The following is a 20,272-nucleotide window of genomic DNA, read 5'->3' on the forward strand; positions in this document are numbered from 1 at the left end:
TTGAACATGGCCATCTACGAATCCGATATCACCCAGTTCCTGAAGCAGCTCAAGCAAGAGCGCCCGACGCTGGAGGCCGAGCAGCGCGACGGCCGCGCACTGCTGTGGGACAAGTCGCCGATCAACCTCGAAGAGCGCGCCCGCGCCGAGGCTTCGCGCGTGGCGCAGAAGCCTTACGTCTACTCGCTGGACAACTGATCCCCGCCGCCCCCGCGACCGCACCCAGACCATGAGCGCACGCGACCAGGACAAGCTGCCGCTGCCCGTGGAATTGCCGGCCGTGGCCGTGGCCACCGCATCCGGTCCGGGAGGCCCCGCCGACATGGTCGACGGGATGGCGTTCGCGCGCCTGTACGGCGAGCCGCTGTTCAAGCTGCCGCAGGACCTCTACATCCCGCCGGACGCGCTCGAGATCTTCCTGGAAGCCTTCGAGGGTCCGCTGGACCTGCTGCTGTACCTGATCCGCAAGCAGAATTTCAACGTCCTCGACATCCCGATGTCGCAGGTCACCCGGCAGTACCTGTCGTACATCGAGCAGATCCGCAAGACCAACCTGGAACTGGCGGCGGAATACCTGCTGATGGCGGCGATGCTGATCGAGATCAAGTCGCGCATGCTGCTGCCGGTCAAGAAGGCCGACAGCGACGACGAAGCCGAGGACCCGCGCGCCGAGCTGGTGCGCCGCCTGCTGGAGTACGAGCAGATGAAGCTGGCCGCGCAGCGCCTGGATACGGTGCCGCAGCTGGGCCGCGACTTCCTGCGCTCGCAGGTCTATATCGAGCAAAGCCTGGCGCCGCGCTTCCCGGAAGTGGAAACCGTGGACCTGCAGTCGGCCTGGGCCGACGTGCTCAAGCGCGCCAAGCTCAACCAGCACCACAAGATCTCGCGCGAGGAACTGTCGGTGCGCGAGCACATGAGCCAGATCCTGCGCCGGCTGCAGCATGCGCGCTTCATGGAGTTCTCCGAGCTGTTCGAGGACGCGGTGCGCTCCGGCAAGGGCGTGCCTGTGGTGGTGGTGAACTTCATCGCCATGCTGGAGCTGTCGCGCGAAGCGCTGGTGGAGATCACCCAGGCCGAGCCGTTCGCGCCAATTTATGTGCGATTGGCGTACAGCCCTACCTGACCCACCCGCGCCGCGGGGTCCGGCCCCGCCCCACATGTTCTACAATCCGCCGACAGCCGGCCAGACAAGCTCACGCCCGACAGAAGGCCGAGACCGGCATGTCTGGCGCCTGCCAGTTTGAACAGGCGCCCGGGTCACACCACACACGACCAGCACACCAAGGCAGATGAAAGTCATTTCCTCCATCCAAGAGCTGCGGGACCAACTGCGCGGCCAGAACCGCGCTGCCTTTGTCCCCACCATGGGCAACCTGCACGAAGGCCACCTGTCGCTGATGCGCCTGGCGCGCCAGCATGGCGACCCGGTGGTGGCATCCATCTTCGTGAACCGCCTGCAGTTCGGCCCCAACGAGGATTTCGACAAATACCCGCGCACGCTGCAGGACGATGTCGAGAAGCTGCAGAAGGAAGGCGTCTACGTGCTGTTTGCGCCCTCTGAGCGCGACATGTACCCCGAGCCGCAGGAATACCGCGTGGAGCCGCCGCATGACCTGGGCGACATCCTGGAAGGCGAGTTCCGCCCCGGCTTCTTCCAGGGCGTGTGCACGGTGGTGATGAAGCTGTTCTCGTGCGCGCAGCCGCGCGTGGCGGTGTTCGGCAAGAAGGACTACCAGCAGCTGATGATCGTGCGCCGCATGGTGCAGCAGTTCGCGCTGCCGATCGACATCATCCCCGCCGAGACCGTGCGCGCGGAAGACGGCCTGGCGCTGTCGTCGCGCAACCGCTACCTGAGCCCGGACGAGCGCGCCGAGGCCCCGGTGCTGTACCGTACCCTGCACGACGTGCGCGACACCGTGCTGGGCAGCGACCGCGCCGCGGCCGACCTGCTGGCGGTGGAAGCCGGCGCCAAGGAGTCGCTGGCCAAGCGCGGCTGGAAGCCGGACTATGTGTCGATCCGCAAGCGCGTTGATCTGCAGGCGCCGACGCGTGAGGAATTCCTTGCCGGAGAGCCGCTGGTGATTCTGACGGCTGCCAAGCTGGGGGCTACTCGGTTGATCGACAATTTGGAGATCTGAGTGGGGGCTGTTTCGCCGGCTTAGCCGGCGGGGCTTCTTGCTCGTTGGCTTGGTTATGTGGGTCGGGTTCGATGTTGTCGTAGGCTTGACCGCCTGGTTCCGCCCTGCTGGGCGGGTCACTTTTTGTCCGAGCGACAAAAAGTAACCAAAAAACGCGTCGCCTCTGGCGGCTGGCCATCAATTTGGTGGTGTTGGTGGTTGGCCGTTCGAACCTGCTACGCACCCTGTCTGTGCCCACATCGACGGACTATTGGACGAACCCGACTTTAGGCTGTTGGCAGCCTGCTTACCACCGCGTCGGTCGGACGCCTTCGGCTGCGCTTCGCGCCGGCCCTAACGTGGCAGCACTGCGGACCACGTCCTGATTTGCGCTTTTGGCCCGGCATCACGACAGCCCCGTGCGAGCGCAGCGACGCACTCCGTGCCCGAGCACCCGACCTTCGATACTGAGTGCGCGCAGCGCAGCCGTAGGCGTCCTACCGATGACCTCGTTAGCAGGCTGCCAATAGCCTAAAGTCGGGTTCGTCCAATAGTCCGTCGACGCAGGCACCGGACAGGGTGCGTAGCAGGGTCGAACGGCCAACCACGCCAAACGGCAAGCACCGCCGCTCGAACCACCCACGCCGAGGAATTGGTGGCCAGCCGCCTGAGGCGACGCGCTTTTTGGTTACTTTTTGTCGCTCGGACAAAAAGTGACCCGCCCAGCAGGGCGGAACCAGGCGCTCAAACCTACGACAACATCGAACCCGCCCCCCAGAACCATTCACACCCCCCGCACCCCCACCCGCTGTGCAACCTTCACCACATGCCGCTGATGCCCGCGCCGCCGCTTCCACCATATCAGCACGCCGGTCACAGCAAACACCAACGGCGCCAGCCCAAACAGCGTAATGAAAACCCGCCCCGGCAGCCCAAAGGCCTCGCCAGTATGCAGCGGGAACAGCCAGTTCAGCAGCGTATCCCCGGCCGGCGCGTCCCTAGGATCCCGCACGCCCAGCCGCTGCCCGGTCCAGGCATCCAGCCAGAGCCGTGTGGCACCAGTATCCTGGCGCACTTCGCCGGGTTGGCGCAGCCGGATCTCGAACGCATCGCCGGGCTTGCGCGGAAAGCTGATGCGGGTCACCTGCGCTAGCGGGTACTGTGCCTGCGCCGCGGCCATGATCTCGCCCGCGTCCAGCGGACGGGCCCCCGCCGGCGCCGGTGCCGAGACATGCCTGGCCGGCGGCGTCACGGTGACCACGCCCGCTACGATCGGCGTTACCCACTTGGGCAAGTTCAGGTACCAGCCGGAAAAAGCGATGGTGGCCAGCACCGGCGCGGCCAGGATGCCGCCCGCGCGATGCAGCGAATAGTTGAAGCGCGACCATGAGCCGCCATGCGTGATGCGGAACGCCTGCACCACCGAGCGCAGCTTCATCTTGGGCCACCACACCACCACCCCGACCAGCGTGGTCAGCAACAGCAGCATGCCGGCCACCCCGGTAATGGTCTTGCCGGTATCGCCCGACAGCAGGTAGCGATGCAGGTGGAACAGCGTGGGCAGCAGCAGCCGGCGCGACAGCCCTGCCTCGCCCCAGACGCGCTCGCCCTTCACTTCCAGCGTGACCGGGTCGACCATCACCTGGCGCGAGCGTCCGGGCACCACGCCGTCGGGCCCCTTGACCTGGTACCAGGCGGTAAAGACGCCGTCGGCATGGGCTGGCAGCATCAGCAGGGTGGGCTTGCCGTATGGCGGCGCCGCCAGCCGCTCGGTCACCGCCTGGACGGTGGCAGGAGAAACCGGCGCCGTCATCGGCGCGGACGCCACCAGCAGGTCGGGATTGAGCCACGCATCCAGCTCGTCGCGCCAGGCGATGGTCATGCCGGTCAGCCCCATCAGGACGAACAGCAGGCCAAGGCTAAGGCCGATATAGAGGTGCAGCTTGACGAAGACGACGCGCAGGCGGCCGGTGACCATGACGGAGGTGAAGTACGTTGAGCGGACGCTGCAGTGCGCGGAATATGGCGTAGAAGCCATCTCCAGGCAGAATGCAAATGCGAAGGATTCGCGATTCTAGCAGGACCCGGTGTCTTCCCAGTCCCTTGCCAAGCTGACCAGCCTCAGCGCCCCAGCGGCGCCAGCATCGCCCCCAGGTCCAGGTGCGCGGCCATGGTGTCGGCAAGCCGCTCTAGCGACGCTTCGCGCAGCGCATCGAGGTCCACCGCCTGGGCGCCGTCCAGCCCCGCCCAGCGCAGCAGCGCCTGGCAGCCGGCCGGCTCGTCGAACAGGCCGTGGACATAGGTGGCCAGCACCTGGCCGTCGGCCGAGCGCGCGCCGTCGGGCAGCACCGTGCCGTCGCGGTCCAGCCACAGGGCCGGCCGCCCGAGCCCGTTGCCGGTAGTGACGCCAAGGTGGATCTCGTAGCCGCGCACCGGCGCATCGGTCTCGTCCAGCGCCAGCCGGCCGCCGACCTGGCGCAGTTGCTTCTCCGCCGCCAACGTGGTCTCGAAATCCAGCCAGCCCAGGCCCGCGCTGCTGCCGGCCGCGCCCTCGCGGCCATCGGGATCGTGCACCTGCCGCCCCAGCATCTGCATGCCGCCGCAGATCCCGATCAGCTTGCCGCCATAGCGCAGGTGCCGGGCCAGCGCCGCATCCCAGCCATTGGCCCGCATGAAGTCGAGGTCGCCGCGCACGTTCTTGCTGCCAGGCAGCACCACCAGGTCCGCGGGCGGTATCGGCATGCCCGGCCCGACAAACTGCAGGTCCACCTGCGGGTGCGCGCGCAGCGCGTCGAAGTCGGTATGGTTGGCGATGCGTGGCAGCACCGGCACGATCACGCGCAGGCGCTGCGCCGGCGTGCCGGTCTTGTCCGCTTGCGCGCCGATGATGGCATCCTCGGCATCGAGATGCAGGCCGTGCAGGTAAGGCAGCACGCCGAACACCGGCTTGCCGGTGCGTGCCACCAGCCAGTCCAGCCCTGGCTCAAGCAGGCCGATATCGCCGCGGAAGCGGTTGATGATGAAGCCGGTCACGCGCGCGCGTTCGCTGTCGGACAGGCAGTCGAGCGTGCCGACCAGGTGCGCGAACACGCCGCCGCGGTCGATGTCCGCCACCAGCACCACCGGGCAGTCGACGCGCTCGGCAAAGCCCATGTTGGCGATGTCGCGCTCGCGCAGGTTGATCTCCGCCGGGCTGCCGGCGCCTTCCACCAGCACCACGTCATAGCCCTGCGCCAGGCGCGTATGCGAAGCCAGCACGGCCTTCATCGCCTCGGGCTTGTAGGCATGGTAGGCGCGCGCATCCAGGTCCAGCCGTGCGCGGCCGTGGATGATCACCTGCGCGCCAGTGTCGCTGCTGGGCTTGAGCAGCACCGGGTTCATGTCGGTATGCGGCGCCAGCCGCGCGGCCTGCGCCTGCAGCGCCTGCGCCCTGCCGATCTCGCCGCCATCGGCGGTGACGGCGCTGTTCAGCGCCATGTTCTGCGGCTTGAACGGCACCACGCGCGTGCCGGCACGCGCCAGCACCCGGCACAGGCCGGCCACGATGGTGCTCTTGCCGGCGTCGGAGGTCGTGCCCTGGACCATCAGCGTGCCGCGCAGGGCACCCGGCGGCAGGGATTGCGGAGAGTCGAATTGCATTGGCGGATTATCGCACCAGCCTGCACGCGGGCCGTGCGAGGGCCGGATGCGGCGGCTACAATACGCGGATGGAAACCCCGGCCATCGCACCCGCCACCGCGCCCGGCACTGCCGCGGCGGCCCAGCCGCGTGCCGCCGCCAGCGGGGCCGGCAGCCGCCAGCTCACCCTGGTGCTGGGCGGCGCACGTTCCGGCAAGAGCCACTTCGCCGAACAGCTCGCCACCGACCACGCCACCATCACCGGCGGCCCGGTCACCTACATCGCCACCGCGCACCAGGACCCGGCGCTGGCCGACCAGGAGCTCGAGGTCCGCATCGCCCTGCACCGCGCCCGCCGTCCCGCCGACTGGCGCCTGGTGGAAGAGCCGGTGCACCTGGCCGATGCGCTCTATGGCAACGCGCGCCACGACGGCTGCATCCTGGTGGACTGCATGACGCTGTGGATGAACAACCTGCTGTTCCTGGAAGGCCGCAGCTATCCCGAACATGGCGTGATCACGCCGCCGGATGCCTTCACGGAAGAAATCGAAGCGCTGCTCAACGCGCTGCCCACGCTGCCGGGCCACGTGATCCTGGTCTCGAACGAGATCGGCTTCGGCGTGATCCCGATGGGCGCCATCACCCGCTTCTATGTCGATGAACTGGGTCGCCTGAACCAGAAGCTGGCCGCCGCGGCCGACTGCGTGCGGCTGCTGGTGGCAGGCATTCCGGTTGCGGTAAAAGGCCCCGATCCCACATGCTGATGCTGGCCTGGCCGGCATGCGTGGCAGCGGCATGGCTGGGCGCGTTGCTGGACCGCTGGCTCGGCGAGCCGCGCCGCTGGCATCCGCTGGTGGGCTTCGGCCGCATCGCAGCCGCACTGGAGCACCGGCTCAACGATCCCGCACGCCGTGGCGCACCCTGGCGCCAGCGCATCGCCGGCCTTGCCGGCTGGTGCGTGCTGGTGCTGGTCCCGGCCGCGCTCGCATGGTGGCTGGTCGACGCCGTCGCCGGCTGGCACCCCCTTGCCGCGCTGGCACTGCATGCCGTGGCGCTGTATGCCGCGCTCGGCGCGCGCAGCCTGCACCAGCATATCGCCCCGATCGCCAACGCCCTCGCCGCGGCTGACCTGCCCGCCGCGCGCACGCTGACCGCGCGCATTGTCTCGCGCGACACCGCCGATGCCGACAGCGAAGCGCTGGCCCGCGCCGCCTGCGAATCGGCGCTGGAGAACGGCAATGACGCGATCTTCGGCGCGCTGTTCTGGTTCCTGGTCGGCGGCGCGCCCGCGGTGATCGTGTTCCGCCTGGCCAATACCCTCGACGCGATGTGGGGCTACCGCACACCGCGGCTGGTGTATTTCGGCTGGACCGCGGCGCGCATCGACGATGCGCTCAACCTCGTGCCGGCGCGCATGACCGCACTGTCGTATGCGTTGCTCGGCGCCACCGCGCAGGCGCTGCGCTGCTGGCGCACGCAGGCGCCGGCGTGGTCGAGTCCCAATGCCGGCCCGGTGATGGCCGCGGGTGCCGGTGCAGTCGGTGTGCAGTTGGGCGGCCCGGCGCGCTACCACGGTGAAATCGAACAACGCCCGCCGCTGGGCGCCGGCACTGCGCCGCAAGCCGCGCATGTGATGGCCTGCCTGCGCCTGGTCGAGCGCACGCTATGGCTGTGGCTGGTGCTGGCAGGCGCCAGCGCGCTGGCCGTCCTGGCTGTCTCCACGCCGACATGAACTCCGCCCTGCCCCCGATCCGCCATGGCGGCGACCTGCTGGCCGCGGTGCGGCGCTACGGCCGACCCGCCGTCGACTGGCTCGACCTGTCCACCGGCATCAATCCCGACGGCTATCCGGTGCCGGCGCTGCCCGCGCAGGTGTGGCAGCGGCTGCCGCAGGATGACGACGGCCTGGCCGAAATGGCGGGGCAGGCATGTGGCGCGCCGCATGCCCTGCTCGTGGCCGGCTCGCAGGCTGCCATCCGCACGCTGCCGGGCCTGTTGCGCCCGGGCCGCGTAGGCATCGCCGCACTCGGGTACAGCGAATATGCGCCGGCCTTCGCGGCCGCGGGGCATACGGTGGTGGCACTGGACGAAACCGATTTCGCGCGGGCGGAGCTGGCAGAAGAGCTAGACCACCTGGTCGTGGTGAACCCGAACAACCCGACCGGCCGCGTGCTGCCCGCCGCCACGCTGCTGCGCTGGCATGCGAAGCTGATGGCGCGCGGCGGCACGCTGCTGGTCGATGAAGCCTTTATCGACTGCATGCCCGACAGTTCAGTGGCCGCGCACAGCAGCAACGCCGGGCTGGTGGTGCTGCGCTCGATCGGCAAGTTCTATGGCCTGGCCGGCATCCGCTGCGGCTTCGTGCTGGCACAGCCTGCACTGCTGGATGCGCTGCGCGCGCGCCTGGGCCACTGGACCGTATCAGGCCCTGCGCGCGAAGTGGCGCGTCACGCCCTGGCCGACCACGCCTGGCAGGACGCCACGCGTGCGCGGCTGCAAGCGTGCGGGGCCAGGCTGGCCGCACTGCTGGACCGCCATGGCCTGCCACCGGTGATGCATCCGCTGTTCTGCTGGGTGCCGCATCACGAAGCCGCACGGCTGCATCACATGCTCGCGCAACAGGGCGTCTGGACCCGCTACTTCGACGCCGCCGGCGGCTGCCCGCCGAGCCTGCGCCTGGGCTTGCCGCCGGACCAGCCACACGCCTGGCAGCGGCTGGACACGGCGCTGGCCGCGGCCACTGCCTGAACCACTTCCGAATTCCATGCTGAACCGCCTGACGCCTGTTATCGCTTCCACCCTGCTGCTCGCCGCACTACCCGCTTGCGCCGCGGTGTCCGCCGTCGACGACTCGGGCCAGACCGTGACGCTGGCGCAGCCCGCGCGCCGCGTGATCTCGCTGGCGCCGCACGTCACCGAAATGCTCTTCGCCGCGGGCGGCGGCGATCGCATCGTCGGCACGGTCAGCTACAGCGACTACCCGCCGCAAGCGCGCGAGATCGCGCGCGTGGGCGACAACAAGGCGCTGGACCTGGAGCGCATTGCCGCGCTCAAGCCGGACCTGATCGTGGTTTGGCGCCATGGCAATGCGCAGAAGCAGACCGACCGCCTGCGCGCGCTCGGCATCCCGCTGTTCTACAGCGAGCCGCGCAGGCTGGCGACGATCGCGGAAGACATCGAGAAGCTCGGCGCGCTGCTTGGCACCGAGGCCACCGCGCGACGCGCCGCCGACGGCTTCCGCCAGCAGGTGGAAACACTACGCAAGACCTACGCGGCGCGCCCGCCTGTGACGGTGTTCTACCAGGTCTGGCAGCAGCCGCTGATGACGCTCAACGGCCAGCACCTGGTCAGCGACATGCTGGCGCTGTGCGGCGGGCGCAACCTGTTCGCGGCCGAGACGCCGCTGGTACCGACCGTGTCCATCGAAGCGGTGATCGCGGGGAACCCGGAAGCCATGCTGACGGCAGGCATCGGCGCCACGCGCTCGGACCAGCCGCTGCCGGATTTCGAGATGTGGCGGCGCTGGAAGCAGGTCACGGCAGTGGCGCGCAACAACCTGTTTGTGATCGACGGCGACCTGGTCAACCGTGCCGGTCCGCGCGCGGTGCAAGGTGCCGGGCAGATCTGCAAGGACCTCGACACGGCGCGCAGCCGCCGGCCGCCACGCTGATCAGGCGGCGCGGTTCCACCAGCCGAGCCGGACAGCGCCCGGCCCCAGCGTGAAGCCACAACTGGCACCGAAGTCCAACTCCCAGTTCACTGTCGCCGCCAGCGGCAAGCCCAGCCAGTGCGCGGCCAGCATGCGCATCGGGCCGGCGTGGCAGACTACCCACAGGCATTGCGCGCGATCTTCAGCCAGCGTCGCGGCCCAGCCGGCCACCCGCACCATCGCCTGCGCCGGTGATTCACCGCCATGCGGGCGCGCGTGCAGCAGGTCGGCCGCCCACTGGTCGAGCGCGGCGCGGTCGATCGCGTCCCAGGCCACGCCCTCCCAGCTGCCGAAATCGATCTCGCGCAGCCGGGGTTCGGTGTCGATGGCCGGCACGCCCGCCGGTAACGTCTGCGCCAGCGCCTGCGCCGTGCCGAGCGCGCGCGCCAGCGGGCTGGCGACAATGCGATCAGGCGTGGGCAGGTCCGCGGCGATCCCCGCCGCCGCAGGCGTCAGCGGCACCACCAGCGGCAGGTCGAGGCAGCCATAGCAGGTACCCGTGGGCACCTGTGGCTGCGCGTGGCGGATCAGGACCACATCCATGCCGCGGCCACCAGGTAGAGCAGGATCTCGGCGCACTGCTGGGCCATGCCCAGGCAGTCGCCGGTATAGCCGCCGATGCGGCGCACGAAGTAACGGCCGAGCAGCAGGCGCAGCACCAGCAGCGCGCCGGCTGCCGCCGCGCAGAACCACGGCGACACCAGCCACAGCGGCACCAGCCCGCACAGCAGCGCGAACACCAGCCCCGCGCCGGCCAGCTTCTGCGCCACCGGCTTGGCCTTGCCCTCCGGGCGCATATAGGTCAGCGTGGCTAGGTAGCTGACCGCCATCGCGCGGCTGGCGGCATGCGCAGCGACCATCACCGCCAGCAGCACCATCAACCCGCCGCGCTCTGCGATCGCCACCAGCAACTGCCACTTGAGCAGCAATGCCACCACCAGCGCAATCGCGCCGAACGCGCCGATGCGCGAGTCATGCATGATGCGCAGCACGTCCTCGCGCTGCCACGCGCCGCCGAAGGCATCGACGCAATCGGCCAGCCCGTCTTCATGGAAGGCGCCAGTCAGCAGCAGCGTGGCGGCCATGCCCAGCAGCACGGCCACGCCGGGCGGCCACCACAGCATTGCACCCCAGGTGACCAGCGCACCCACACCGCCCACCAGCAGCCCGACCAGCGGGAAGTAGCGCGCGGCCGCGTGCAGGTAATGCGGTTCGAATCCGACCCAGCGCGCCAGCCAGCCCGGCAGCGGCACGCGCGTGAAGTAGCCCAGCGCCGTCAGGAAATAGCGCAACTCGCCGGCCACGCCCGCGGGGGTGCGTGGTTCAGACACTGGCACCGGGTCGGACGGCACGCTCATGGCGACGCGGTGCTGACGCCGGCGCCGCTGAAGGTCGCCATCTCATTCAGGAACGCCACCGCCGAAGCCAGCAGCGGCCACGCCAGCGCGGCGCCGGTGCCTTCGCCCAGGCGCAGGTCCAGCGCCAGCAGCGGCGCGGCGCCGAACTGGTCCAGCAGCGCGCGGTGGCCGCGCTCGTGCGAGCAGTGCGTGAACACGCAGTACTGCAGCACGTAGGGGTCCAGGCGCTGCGCCACCAGCAGCGCGGCCGTGGCGATAAAGCCGTCGACCAGGATCACCATGCGGCTGGCCGCGGCGGCCAGGAAAGCGCCGGCCATCATTGCGATCTCGAAGCCGCCGAAGGTCGCCAGCACGTCCAGCGGCGCCTGCACATCGGCGTGCAGCGCCAGCGCGCGCTGCAGCACCTCGCGCTTACGCGCCAGGCCGGCATCGTCCAGCCCGGTGCCGCGCCCGATGCAGTCTTCGAGCGGCAGGCCGGTCAGCCGCTGCATCACGCAGGCCGCCGCCGAGGTATTCGCAATGCCCATCTCGCCGAAGCCGATCACGTTGCAGCCCTGCTGCGCATGGCGCAGCACGCGCGCCATCCCGGCGGTCATCGCCGCGGCCGCCTGCTCCGGCGTCATCGCGGGTTCGACCGCGAAGTTGCGGGTGCCGTCGGCAATGCGGCAATTGACGAGACCTTGAGCCGCCGGCAGCGGCACGCGCACGCCCGCGTCGACGATCTCCAGCGCAATGCCGTGCTGGCGCGAGAACACATTGATCGCCGCGCCGCCGGCCAGGAAGTTCTGCACCATCTGCGCCGTGACCTCGGCCGGATAGGCGCTGACACCGGCATCGGCCACGCCGTGGTCCGCGGCAAACACAATCACCGTCGGCCGTTGCAGCGCCGGCCGCGCCGTGCCGAGGATCAGGCCCAGCTGCAAGGCCAGCGACTCAAGCCGGCCCAGTGCGCCGAGCGGCTTGGTCTTGTCGTCGATGGCGGCCTGCAGCACAGGGCGCAGGGTGTCGTCGAGGGGAGTGATTTCCGGAAACTGCATGGTGCTTTGACTTTATGTCCCAAAAGGTGCGGCTACATTTCCACGCCGCGCTGCGCCTTGATGCCCTGCTGGAAGGCATGCTTGACCGGCGTCATGTCGGTGACGGTATCGGCCGCCTCCACCAGCGCCGGCGGCGCGCCGCGGCCGGTGATGACCACGTGCTGCATCGGCGGGCGCGCGCGCAGGTCGGCAATGACCTGCTCCACATCAAGATAGTGCAGCTTGAGCGCAATGTTCAACTCATCGAACAGCACCAGGCCGATGCCCGGGTCGCGCAGCATGCCGCGCGCCACTTCCCAGGCGGCCTCGGCCTTGGCCACGTCGCGGGAGCGGTCCTGGGTTTCCCAGGTATAGCCCTCGCCCATCACGTGGAAGGCGCATTCGTCGGGGAAGCGGCGCAGGAACATCTCCTCGCCGGTGGGCTGCGCGCCCTTGATGAACTGGACCACACCGGTGCGCATGCCGTGCCCGAGCGCGCGCACCACCATACCGAAGCCCGAACTGGACTTGCCCTTGCCGTTGCCGGTGGTGATGACGATCACGCCGCGCTCGTCCTGCGCGGCGGCGATCTTGGCGTCGACGACTTCCTTTTTGCGCACCATGCGCGCCTTGTGGCGGGCATCGCGGTCCGGGTCTTCGGCAGGCGGGTTCTGAATATCTGTCATGGCGTGTATCGGGGGTGGGTAGGGGCGGCGCCGTCGGGAATCAGCGCAGTATGCGCGCCGTCGGTGACGCTGACGATGGCGGTGCGCAGCGCGCGCGAGCAATGTTCGGGGGTCAGCACCTGCGCGGCGGCGCCGTGCAGCGTGGTGCCGTCTTCGGCCATCAGCAGGGCGTGGGTGGCGTAGCGCAGTGCCAGCGTCAGGTCGTGCAGGATCACCACGATGGCGTGGCGCCCCGCGCTGGCCAGCGCGGCCAGTTGCTCCAGCACCAGGATCTGGTGGCGCAGGTCCAGGTGCGATACCGGCTCGTCCAGCAACAGCAGCGGCGCCTGCTGCGCCAGCGCGGCGGCCAGCGAGGCGCGCTGGCGTTCGCCGCCGGACAGGGTCAGCACATCGCGCGCGGCCAGTGCCTCGATATCCATCGCGCCGATCACGTCGTGGACGACGCGGTCGTCCTCGCGCCCGGTCCAGCCCCAGCCGGACAGGTGCGGATGGCGCCCAACGCGCACGGCGTCGAGCACCGGCATCGAGAAGGTGTCGTGCACGGCCTGCGGCAGGTAGGCGCGCTGGCGCGCCAGCACCGCGGGTGCAACCTGCGCCGGCGCGGTGCCGTCGATCTCGACGCTGCCGCCGTCGGCGTGGCGCAGGCCGGCCAGCACCGTCATCAGCGTGGACTTGCCGGCACCGTTGGGCCCGGCAATGCACCACAGCTGGCCCGGGCCGATGGTCATGCTCAGGCTGTCCACCAGCACGCGCTGGCCGGTGCGCAGCGTCACATCGCGCAGCACGAGCTGCGGACAGACAGTGAGAGGATGGGACCAGTGCGGGCATTGGCTCATCGCGGCCTCCGCAGCAGCAGGTAGAGAAAGGTCGGCACGCCCAGCAGCCCGGTGATCACGCCCACCGGCAGTTGCGCGGGCGCGACTACGGTGCGAGCGATCAGGTCGGCGGCCATCAGCAGCGCGCCGCCCAGCAGCGTGGCGGCCGGCAGCAGCAGGCGCTGGTCGTTGCCCCAGGCCAGTCGCACCAGGTGCGGCACCACCAGCCCGACAAAGCCGATCGAGCCGGCCGTGGTGATGGCCGCGGCGATGCACAGCGACGCCAGCATGAAGGTCGCCAGCCGCACGCGGCCCACGCGCACGCCCAGCGACTGCGCCACGGTCTCGCCCAGCAGCATCACGTTGAGCGCGCGCGCCATCGGCATGGCCAGCAGCAGCGCCACCACCAGCATGGCCAGCGCGCCGCCGTAGCTGGCGGTGCCGCTCAGGTCGCCGGTCAGCCAGAACAGCATGCCGCGCAGGCGCGATTCCGGTGCGACGGAGAGGATCAGGGTAATGACCGCGCCCCAGCCCGCGGCCAGGATCACGCCGGTCAGCAACAGCCGGGCGCCGGCCTCGCGGTGGCCGCCCTGCACCTGCGGATGCAGCAGGTCGCGCCGCGCCAGCGACGCCACCAGCACCATCGCCAGCAGCGCGCCGGCCGCGGCGGCGGCCTGCACGCCCCACCACGGCGCCAGCAGCAGCATGGCCAGCAGCGCGGCGGTGGAGGCGCCGCCCGATACGCCCAGCACATAGGGCTCGGCCAGCGGGTTGCGCAGCAGCACCTGCATCAGCGCGCCGGACAGGGCCAGCAGCCCGCCGCAGGCAAACGCCGCGGCCGCGCGCGGCAGCCGCAGCTCGCGCACGATGGCGCCGGCGGTGCCGGTGTCGGTACCGCTTAACGCCAGCCAGAGCTCGCGCATATCCAGCGACACGCTGCCCAGCGCCAGCGAGAACGCGAACGCAAGCAGCGCGGCGAGCGCCAGCACCAGCCAGATCGCCAGGGCGCGCCGGAACTCAGACATGGCGCGCCCGTGCGCTCATCGCTGGCGCCAGCCCAGCGTGATGAAGCCCGCGCGCCCCTGCGTGTTGTAGGGGTAGGCGAGCTGGTAGTCCTTGTCGAACAGGTTTTCGACGCGGGCGGCGATGAACCATTGCTTGTCGATGTTGTAGCGGGCGTTCAGGTTGACAATACCGTATCCGCCCAGTCGGCGCGAGCCGGTATCCATGCGCGACGACGACACCTGCCATTCGCCGCCAAAGCGCCAGTTGCCGAAGTTGCGGCCCACGTCCAGCGCGGCATGGCGGCGCGCGCGGCGCAGCAGCTGGGTGTTGGTCTGCTCGTCGACCGGATTCTGGAAGGTCACGCTGGCGCCGAGGTCGGTGCCGTACACGCTGGCGCGCCACGAGGCCTCGACCCCCTGCACCTTGGCCTTGTTGACGTTTTGGGGCGCGAGCAGGCCATTGGGCTGCGTCACGTTGACGATCAGGTTGTCGTAGCGGGTTTCGAATGCGGTCACGCGCAACAGCCCGGTGCTCGCAGTGTTGTACTGCAGGCCCGCTTCGGCGGATTTGGCGCGCTCGGGTTGCAGGTTGGGATTACCGAAGCCGGGGAAATACAGCTCGTTGAAGGTCGGGGCACGGAAGGCGTTGCTGACATTGGCGATCAGCTTGAGCGCGCTGGTCAGGTTGTAGCCGTAGCCGGCGAAGAAGCTCCCCTGGTTGCCAAAATCAGAGTAGTGGTCGTTGCGGGCATTGAGCTGCAACTGGTGTTTGCCAAAACGGCCGTCATAGCCGCCGAACACGGAAAACACATTGCGAGTCGGGCCAAAGGCAGTGCCGAAGCTGTTGGCATCGAGCGCCTGCTGCAGGTAGTCGGTACCGAACAGCAGCGTGTGGGCGGCAGCCAGGGCGTACTCGTTCTGCCAGTTGAACTGGCGGTTGCGCGTATGGAAGGCGCCGTTCTGCGTGCCGTTGAGGAAGGTGTCGCTGCGGTCTTCGCTCTGTGCCAGCTTGAAGTGCGTGGACCAGTCCGGCACAAGCTTGCCGTTGGCAAAGGCCTGCACCGTGTACAACTCGCTGTTTGTCCGGTTGTCGTCGGTGGGACGGCCGAAAGTGCTGTCGAAGGACAACTTGCTCTTGGAGTAATAGGCGCTGACGCCCGCATCCCAGTCGGCGGTAAAGCGGTGCTTCACCTGGCCCGACACGCTCTGGTTCTCGTACGGGTTGTCGTTGGGGTTGGCACGCGGCGCCTGCTTCGTGTTGATCGACGAAAAGCCATCGGTCTTGAATGCCGATCCGGTCAGGTTGAACGAGGTATCGCCGACCTGGCCGCCATAGCCGACCGTGCCCTGGCGCGTGTTGTTGCTGCCGTACTCCACCTGCGCATTGGCCGCCGGCGCCTGGCCCGCGCCGCTCTTGGTGAAGATCTGCACCACGCCGCCGATCGCGTCCGAGCCGTACAGCGCCGAGACGTTGCCGCGCACCACCTCGATGTGGTCGATCTGGTCGGGCAGGATATTGGCCAGCTGCGCGGTGCCGCTGCTGGCCGACGAGACCCGCACGCCGTCGATCAGGATCAGCGTCTGGTTGGAGTTGGCGCCGCGCATGAACAGCGTGGTATTGCTGCCCATGCCGCCGTTGGTCGAGAACTCCACGCCGGCCTGGTTGCGCAGCAGCGTGCGCAGGTCAGGCGCCTGCGAATTGACGATGTCCTGCTGCGTGACCACCGTGGTATGCGGCAGCGCCTCGGTAATCGACTGGGCAGTACGGGTGGAAGTGACCACCACCGGCGCAAGCTGCGCAGTGCCGCCGTCGGCCGCTTGCGCGAACGAAGTGGCCGGGACCAGGGTGAACGAGGCGATGGCCGCCAGGATGGCGGACACGGACGGACGCACCGCCGGGGTTACCGGGCGGGTCGACCTGTGGAGCGATGAACGCATGATGCAGGACTGGATAGGAACGGCCGGGCCCGTTCCCCCGCGGACCATATGGCGATGAGGCGTGCCGCGCACGGGCGGCAGCCCAAGTTCAGGCCGGTATCCGGGCTGGCGACACTGGGCCGGCGCCTTCCCGAACCTGTGGGTTCAGTGGCGTGTGGCCGGTCCTGCGGGGCATGTGGCCGGGAATGGATCCGGCCTTGCCAGCGGCGTCGCCGGCAGGCTGGCTGTCGGCTATGTCGGGGTCTGGCAGATGCGCACGCGGTCGCTTACCGTTGCGGGGGCAGCACAGGTTGGCCCGTCCGGCGCGCAGCCGGCCCGGCTCCCTGTTTCCCGTTGAACTGCCCTTTCGCCAGGGACGAAAAGGGCGAGCACCTGGAACGTGCGCGAGTCTAGGTGGTTTCGCCCCCCGCGTCAACGCACCAGCGACGCACCGGCCGCGCGCCCACCGGTAGCGTTTTGTCACAACTCTCGCAGCGTTTTGAGTGCAGAAGGCTGCAACTTCCATGCGGGTGCCCGGTCACAAACCCTTTCCTCCGCATTGTGCAAGCCGGCGCATCGGCTAGAATCGCGATACCTGACACCACTCCCATCATGACAGGCCCTATGCTCACCGAACTCGAACAACTGGCCGCCAAGATCGGGCGCGTGCTGCACCATGCGGACACCCTGGCGGCGGAGAACCAGCGGCTGCGCGACGAGATCGCCCGGCTGGAGGGCGAAGCCGCGCAGTTGCGCGGCGAGCGCGAGGCCATGGCCGCCGACCGCGAGCTGCTCAATATCAAGATCGAGGAAGCGCAGCTGCGCATCCAGTCCATCCTTGACAAGCTGCCAACCGCCAGCGACACGCGCCAGCTCGACCTGCTCGGCGAAGAAGCCGCGGCGCAGGGCGCCGAAGCGCACAAGGCCCCCGGAGAACACGCATGAGCAACAAGCAAGTCGAAGTCAACATCGCCGGCCAGGCCTACCGCTTTGCCATCGCGCCCGAGAACGAGGCAGCGCTGCTCGAAGCCGTGGCCCTGGTCGACACGCAGATGAACAAGCTGCGCAGCGGCAGCGCGGCCAAGGGCGTGGAGCGCGTGGCGGTGATGGCCGCAATCAGCATCGCCTCGGACCTGCTGTCGATGCAGCGCAAGCAGCAGGCCGACGGCGCGATCCCGGTCGATGCCATTCGCGCGCGCATCCGCGAACTCAACGACCGCGCCGACGAAGCCCTGCGGCAATATGCGCACGTTGGCACGGGTACGCGAGGCTGAGCGATGACGATGGGATGTGCTGCGGATGCCGCGCTGTCGCACAAAATGTAACGACACGCGCGAGTGGACTTGGTATGGCCTGCGACGCGGTGTATAGTGTAGCCAGACTGCACGAGGCACCACAGATGTGCAGCAGACAGGCCAGGTTATCGCGCCCGGCCGCCGTTTTCATCCCATCCTAGTCAGAAACGGCAAACGTCTGACATCCCGCACGCGGTCCGGTTTTCCGGGCACGATGATGCGCCTGGAGAGTCAGACGCTTGACAGTTTCCCTGCCTGGTTCGTGAGGGTCATAAACTCCTTGAACCGATATGCATTGCATGGTGCGGGATTATGTCGCGTGGGCGAGCGCGTCATCGCATTCATAGTCTGGGCCTGGCCTGGACTCCCTGAGTGGATGATGTACCCGAAATGCGACTTCCGCAGCCACTCTGAACCTCACTTGGGTTCAGGATGCCGACCCAGCGGCCAAGGCGGGGACCCCTTAAAAAGGCGGTGGTTTTCTGAACCATCGCCTTTTTTCTTGCCTGTGTTTTCCCCACGGGCCTTCCATTCCTGAGCCGCGCCGTGAGCCCCAACCAGAACCAACGCGCCCGCCAGTACTGGCTGATGAAATCGGAACCGGACGAAGCCAGCATCGACGACCTGGCCCGGGAAGGCACACTGCCCTGGACCGGCGTGCGCAACTACCAGGCGCGCAACTTCATGCGCGACGCCATGCGGCTCGGCGACGGCGTGCTGTTCTACCACTCGTCGTGCCCGGAGCCCGGCATTGCCGGCCTGGCCGAGGTCTGCTCCACGCCCTACCCCGACCCCACCCAGTTCGACCGCAAGAGCCCGTACTTCGATGCCGCCTCCAAGGCCGAGGCCCCGCGCTGGCTGCTGGTCGACGTGCGCTTCGGGCGCAAGAGCGCGCTGATCCCGCTGGCCGCATTGCGCGAGCATGAGGAGCTGGCCGACATGGTGGTGCTCAGGCGCGGCAACCGACTGTCGATCACGCCGGTGACGCCGGCCGAATGGCGCTTCATCACCGGCAAGCTGATGCGCTGAGCCATGCCCGGCCGGGCAAGACTGACAACAATAACAACGATCTTCAAGACACAATGCAGTTCGACAACCTGCCGGTGCTGATCCCCGCCCTGCTTGCCCTGGGCGCTTTCACCGGCTTCTGCGCCGGCCTGCTGGGCGTGGGCGGCGGCATGATGATGGTGCCGTTCCTGACGCTGCTGTTCACCAGCCTGGGCTTTGCCGACGAAGCCATCGTCCATATGGCGATCGCCACTTCGATGGGCACCATCCTGTTCACCTCGCTGTCGTCGGTGCGCGCGCACCACAAGCGCGGCGCGGTGCGCTGGCCGATTGTGCTGGCGCTGGCGCCTGGCATCCTGATCGGCGGCATGATCGGCGCCGGCAAGGTCTTCGCGGCGCTCAAGACCAGCTGGCTGTCGCTGGCCTTTGCCGGCTTCGTGGGTTTCTCGGCGCTGCAGATGCTGCGCAACCGGCGCCCCAAGCCTGGCCGGCAGCTGCCGGGGTTCGCCGGCATGGCGGGCGCGGGCGGCGTGATCGGTTTCCTGTCGAGCCTGGTGGGCGCGGGTGGCGCGTTCGTCTCGGTGCCGTTCATGACGTGGTGCAATGTGCCGATCCACAACGCGGTGGCCACCTCGGCCGCGCTCGGCTTCCCGATCGCGGCTGCGAGTGTGGCGGGCTACATCTGGAGCGGCTGGCAGGCGCCGGGACTGCCGGCGGGTTCGCTCGGCTATCTTTACCTGCCCGCGCTGCTGGTGATCGCGGCGGCCAGCGTGCTGACCGCGCCGCTGGGCGCGCGCACCGCGCACCGGATGGATGTGGGCCAGCTGCGCAAGATCTTTGCCGTGCTGCTGCTGTGCCTGGCAACCTATATGTTGTGGAAGGCCTGGCAGGCCTTCTGACCCGAACGGGGGAGACCCCGCCCGCGCCGGCTTCGTAACAATGGTTTGCAATGTCGCGGAACGATTGGACCTCCGCTTACGTCTGATACCCATCACGTTTGAACGGGAGAACATATGAAACATTGGCTCGCCGCCACGCTGCTTGGCACCACCGCCGTCGTCGCTTCGGCGCATGGCGGCCCCACTGAAACGCCGTCGGGCGTGCTGTCGCTGAGCGCTCAGGCCGTCACCGAAGTGCCGACCGATATCGTGCACCTGACCCTTGCTGCTGAGCAGGAAGGCGCCGAACCGGCCGCGATCTCCTCGGGCCTGTCGACCCGGACCCAGGCCGTCATCACGCAGGCGCGCCGCGTCCAGGGCGTGACCGCCGAATCGGGCGGCTTCACCATCCACCCCAACACCGACCGCAACGGCCGCATCAGCACCTGGCGCGGGCGTTCCGAGGTCATCCTGAAGTCGCGTGATTTCTCGGCGGTGTCCAGGCTCGCGGGCGAACTGGCCAGCCAGATGCAGGTGCAGAACATCGCCTTCTCGCTGTCGCGCGAAGCACGCGAGGCAGCCGAGGCCAAGCTGGCCGAGGAAGCCGTTGCCTCATTCCGCAACAAGGCGCAGTCGACCACCAGGCTGTTCGGCTACAACAGCTACACCATCCGCGAAGTCAGCCTGAATGAAACCGGCGTGGTGCCGCCGATGCCGCGCATGTACGGTGCCGCCAAGGCCATGATGTCCGACTCCGCGGTGCCGGTGCCGGTCGAGGGCGGCAAGACGCAGGTGACGGTGTCGGTCAATGGCTCCGTGCAGATGCTGAAGTAAGACGGCCGCGCCCTGCG

The 20,272-nt window shown here is 68.7% G+C and carries 21 protein-coding genes and 1 other RNA gene; 13 read left to right on the forward strand and 9 right to left on the reverse strand.

Features of this window, described 5'->3' with window-relative positions:
• Positions 1 to 6: 6 nt before the first annotated feature.
• From DN412_RS01105 to panC, 3 genes are all read left to right on the forward strand, one after another.
• Positions 7 to 198, forward strand: a complete 192-nt coding sequence (locus DN412_RS01105) for a DUF3460 family protein (protein WP_115012820.1) — start codon at positions 7 to 9, stop codon at positions 196 to 198.
• 31 nt (positions 199 to 229) lie between these two features.
• On the forward strand, positions 230 to 1,123 hold the full coding sequence (locus DN412_RS01110) for a segregation and condensation protein A (protein WP_115012821.1): 894 nt from the start codon (positions 230 to 232) through the stop codon (positions 1,121 to 1,123).
• Between the two features lie 166 nt (positions 1,124 to 1,289).
• A complete protein-coding gene (panC, locus tag DN412_RS01115) occupies positions 1,290 to 2,138 on the forward strand; it encodes a pantoate--beta-alanine ligase (protein ID WP_115012822.1) in 849 nt (282 codons plus the stop codon).
• A gap of 763 nt (positions 2,139 to 2,901) precedes the next feature.
• Here the strand turns inward: panC and DN412_RS01120 are convergent.
• Positions 2,902 to 4,095, reverse strand: a complete 1,194-nt coding sequence (locus DN412_RS01120; protein WP_115012823.1) for a PepSY-associated TM helix domain-containing protein — start codon at positions 4,093 to 4,095, stop codon at positions 2,902 to 2,904.
• A 143-nt stretch (positions 4,096 to 4,238) separates the two neighbouring features.
• Positions 4,239 to 5,756 (reverse strand): cobyric acid synthase, encoded by a 1,518-nt coding sequence (locus tag DN412_RS01125; RefSeq protein WP_115012824.1) that lies wholly within the window; start codon positions 5,754 to 5,756, stop codon positions 4,239 to 4,241.
• Positions 5,757 to 5,824: 68 nt separating this feature from the next.
• On the opposite strand from DN412_RS01125, the gene cobU reads away from it, so the two are divergent.
• Genes cobU through DN412_RS01145 form a run of 4 tightly spaced genes read left to right on the forward strand, consistent with a single transcriptional unit; the run spans position 5,825 to position 9,405 of the window.
• Entirely contained in the window at positions 5,825 to 6,499 is a 675-nt protein-coding gene (gene cobU, locus DN412_RS01130) for a bifunctional adenosylcobinamide kinase/adenosylcobinamide-phosphate guanylyltransferase (RefSeq protein WP_115012974.1), read from the forward strand.
• The gene (locus DN412_RS01135; RefSeq protein WP_115012825.1) at positions 6,493 to 7,467 is read left to right on the forward strand and encodes a CobD/CbiB family cobalamin biosynthesis protein; all 975 of its coding nucleotides are present in this window, start codon (positions 6,493 to 6,495) and stop codon (positions 7,465 to 7,467) included. Before cobU ends, DN412_RS01135 begins: the two co-directional genes overlap by 7 nt.
• On the forward strand, positions 7,464 to 8,483 hold the full coding sequence (gene cobD / locus DN412_RS01140) for a threonine-phosphate decarboxylase CobD (protein ID WP_115012826.1): 1,020 nt from the start codon (positions 7,464 to 7,466) through the stop codon (positions 8,481 to 8,483). Before DN412_RS01135 ends, cobD begins: the two co-directional genes overlap by 4 nt.
• A 16-nt stretch (positions 8,484 to 8,499) precedes the next feature.
• Positions 8,500 to 9,405, forward strand: coding sequence for a cobalamin-binding protein (locus DN412_RS01145; RefSeq protein WP_115012827.1), 906 nt, complete (start codon positions 8,500 to 8,502; stop codon positions 9,403 to 9,405).
• Here the strand turns inward: DN412_RS01145 and DN412_RS01150 are convergent, their stop codons facing one another.
• The 7 genes from DN412_RS01150 to DN412_RS01180 are packed head-to-tail and all read right to left on the reverse strand — an operon-like array spanning position 9,406 to position 16,261.
• Entirely contained in the window at positions 9,406 to 9,987 is a 582-nt protein-coding gene (locus DN412_RS01150; protein ID WP_115012828.1) for a histidine phosphatase family protein, read from the reverse strand.
• Positions 9,972 to 10,802, reverse strand: a complete 831-nt coding sequence (locus tag DN412_RS01155; RefSeq protein ID WP_115012829.1) for an adenosylcobinamide-GDP ribazoletransferase — start codon at positions 10,800 to 10,802, stop codon at positions 9,972 to 9,974. The genes DN412_RS01150 and DN412_RS01155 overlap by 16 nt, the downstream gene beginning before the upstream one ends.
• Positions 10,799 to 11,839, reverse strand: coding sequence for a nicotinate-nucleotide--dimethylbenzimidazole phosphoribosyltransferase (gene cobT, locus DN412_RS01160; RefSeq protein WP_115012830.1), 1,041 nt, complete (start codon positions 11,837 to 11,839; stop codon positions 10,799 to 10,801). Before cobT ends, DN412_RS01155 begins: the two co-directional genes overlap by 4 nt.
• A 32-nt stretch (positions 11,840 to 11,871) precedes the next feature.
• Positions 11,872 to 12,504, reverse strand: a complete 633-nt coding sequence (gene cobO, locus DN412_RS01165; protein WP_115012831.1) for a cob(I)yrinic acid a,c-diamide adenosyltransferase — start codon at positions 12,502 to 12,504, stop codon at positions 11,872 to 11,874.
• Positions 12,501 to 13,340, reverse strand: coding sequence for an ABC transporter ATP-binding protein (locus DN412_RS01170; RefSeq protein WP_115012832.1), 840 nt, complete (start codon positions 13,338 to 13,340; stop codon positions 12,501 to 12,503). Before DN412_RS01170 ends, cobO begins: the two co-directional genes overlap by 4 nt.
• Positions 13,337 to 14,344: a FecCD family ABC transporter permease gene (locus tag DN412_RS01175; protein ID WP_115012833.1), complete on the reverse strand. Its 1,008-nt coding sequence runs from the start codon at positions 14,342 to 14,344 to the stop codon at positions 13,337 to 13,339. Before DN412_RS01175 ends, DN412_RS01170 begins: the two co-directional genes overlap by 4 nt.
• Positions 14,345 to 14,359: 15 nt before the next feature.
• A complete protein-coding gene (locus DN412_RS01180; protein ID WP_115012834.1) occupies positions 14,360 to 16,261 on the reverse strand; it encodes a TonB-dependent receptor plug domain-containing protein in 1,902 nt (633 codons plus the stop codon).
• Positions 16,262 to 16,864: 603 nt separating this feature from the next.
• On the opposite strand from DN412_RS01180, the gene DN412_RS01185 reads away from it, so the two are divergent.
• The 6 genes from DN412_RS01185 (at position 16,865) to DN412_RS01210 (ending at position 20,255) form a co-directional block, all read left to right on the forward strand.
• Complete coding sequence (locus tag DN412_RS01185; protein ID WP_025583947.1) at positions 16,865 to 17,185, forward strand: MreC domain-containing protein; 321 nt, start codon at positions 16,865 to 16,867, stop codon at positions 17,183 to 17,185.
• Positions 17,182 to 17,514 carry a cell division protein ZapA gene (locus tag DN412_RS01190; protein ID WP_078197682.1) on the forward strand — a complete coding sequence of 111 codons (333 nt, stop codon included), beginning with the start codon at positions 17,182 to 17,184 and terminating at the stop codon, positions 17,512 to 17,514. Before DN412_RS01185 ends, DN412_RS01190 begins: the two co-directional genes overlap by 4 nt.
• A 266-nt stretch (positions 17,515 to 17,780) precedes the next feature.
• Positions 17,781 to 17,998: non-coding RNA, 6S RNA (gene ssrS / locus DN412_RS01195), on the forward strand.
• A gap of 83 nt (positions 17,999 to 18,081) precedes the next feature.
• On the forward strand, positions 18,082 to 18,564 hold the full coding sequence (locus DN412_RS01200) for an EVE domain-containing protein (protein ID WP_208647544.1): 483 nt from the start codon (positions 18,082 to 18,084) through the stop codon (positions 18,562 to 18,564).
• A 53-nt stretch (positions 18,565 to 18,617) separates the two neighbouring features.
• Positions 18,618 to 19,442: a sulfite exporter TauE/SafE family protein gene (locus DN412_RS01205; RefSeq protein WP_115012835.1), complete on the forward strand. Its 825-nt coding sequence runs from the start codon at positions 18,618 to 18,620 to the stop codon at positions 19,440 to 19,442.
• A gap of 114 nt (positions 19,443 to 19,556) precedes the next feature.
• A complete protein-coding gene (locus DN412_RS01210; RefSeq protein WP_115012836.1) occupies positions 19,557 to 20,255 on the forward strand; it encodes an SIMPL domain-containing protein in 699 nt (232 codons plus the stop codon).
• Positions 20,256 to 20,272: the final 17 nt, after the last annotated feature.

It is taken from the genome of Cupriavidus lacunae, assembly GCF_003353055.1.
In the GTDB taxonomy this organism is placed as follows: domain Bacteria; phylum Pseudomonadota; class Gammaproteobacteria; order Burkholderiales; family Burkholderiaceae; genus Cupriavidus; species Cupriavidus lacunae.

Excerpts from the sequence above, each read along its gene's own strand:
- DN412_RS01105 (WP_115012820.1), top strand. The coding sequence starts at position 7 with ATGGCCATCTACGAATCCGATATCACCCAGTTCCTGAAGCAGCTCAAG.
- DN412_RS01110 (WP_115012821.1), top strand. The coding sequence starts at position 230 with ATGAGCGCACGCGACCAGGACAAGCTGCCGCTGCCCGTGGAATTGCCG.
- panC (WP_115012822.1), top strand. The coding sequence starts at position 1,290 with ATGAAAGTCATTTCCTCCATCCAAGAGCTGCGGGACCAACTGCGCGGC.
- DN412_RS01120 (WP_115012823.1), bottom strand. The coding sequence starts at position 4,095 with ATGGTCACCGGCCGCCTGCGCGTCGTCTTCGTCAAGCTGCACCTCTAT.
- DN412_RS01125 (WP_115012824.1), bottom strand. The coding sequence starts at position 5,756 with ATGCAATTCGACTCTCCGCAATCCCTGCCGCCGGGTGCCCTGCGCGGC.
- cobU (WP_115012974.1), top strand. The coding sequence starts at position 5,825 with ATGGAAACCCCGGCCATCGCACCCGCCACCGCGCCCGGCACTGCCGCG.
- DN412_RS01135 (WP_115012825.1), top strand. The coding sequence starts at position 6,493 with ATGCTGATGCTGGCCTGGCCGGCATGCGTGGCAGCGGCATGGCTGGGC.
- cobD (WP_115012826.1), top strand. The coding sequence starts at position 7,464 with ATGAACTCCGCCCTGCCCCCGATCCGCCATGGCGGCGACCTGCTGGCC.
- DN412_RS01145 (WP_115012827.1), top strand. The coding sequence starts at position 8,500 with ATGCTGAACCGCCTGACGCCTGTTATCGCTTCCACCCTGCTGCTCGCC.
- DN412_RS01150 (WP_115012828.1), bottom strand. The coding sequence starts at position 9,987 with ATGGATGTGGTCCTGATCCGCCACGCGCAGCCACAGGTGCCCACGGGT.
- DN412_RS01155 (WP_115012829.1), bottom strand. The coding sequence starts at position 10,802 with ATGAGCGTGCCGTCCGACCCGGTGCCAGTGTCTGAACCACGCACCCCC.
- cobT (WP_115012830.1), bottom strand. The coding sequence starts at position 11,839 with ATGCAGTTTCCGGAAATCACTCCCCTCGACGACACCCTGCGCCCTGTG.
- cobO (WP_115012831.1), bottom strand. The coding sequence starts at position 12,504 with ATGACAGATATTCAGAACCCGCCTGCCGAAGACCCGGACCGCGATGCC.
- DN412_RS01170 (WP_115012832.1), bottom strand. The coding sequence starts at position 13,340 with ATGAGCCAATGCCCGCACTGGTCCCATCCTCTCACTGTCTGTCCGCAG.
- DN412_RS01175 (WP_115012833.1), bottom strand. The coding sequence starts at position 14,344 with ATGTCTGAGTTCCGGCGCGCCCTGGCGATCTGGCTGGTGCTGGCGCTC.
- DN412_RS01180 (WP_115012834.1), bottom strand. The coding sequence starts at position 16,261 with ATGCGTTCATCGCTCCACAGGTCGACCCGCCCGGTAACCCCGGCGGTG.
- DN412_RS01185 (WP_025583947.1), top strand. The coding sequence starts at position 16,865 with ATGCTCACCGAACTCGAACAACTGGCCGCCAAGATCGGGCGCGTGCTG.
- DN412_RS01190 (WP_078197682.1), top strand. The coding sequence starts at position 17,182 with ATGAGCAACAAGCAAGTCGAAGTCAACATCGCCGGCCAGGCCTACCGC.
- DN412_RS01205 (WP_115012835.1), top strand. The coding sequence starts at position 18,618 with ATGCAGTTCGACAACCTGCCGGTGCTGATCCCCGCCCTGCTTGCCCTG.
- DN412_RS01210 (WP_115012836.1), top strand. The coding sequence starts at position 19,557 with ATGAAACATTGGCTCGCCGCCACGCTGCTTGGCACCACCGCCGTCGTC.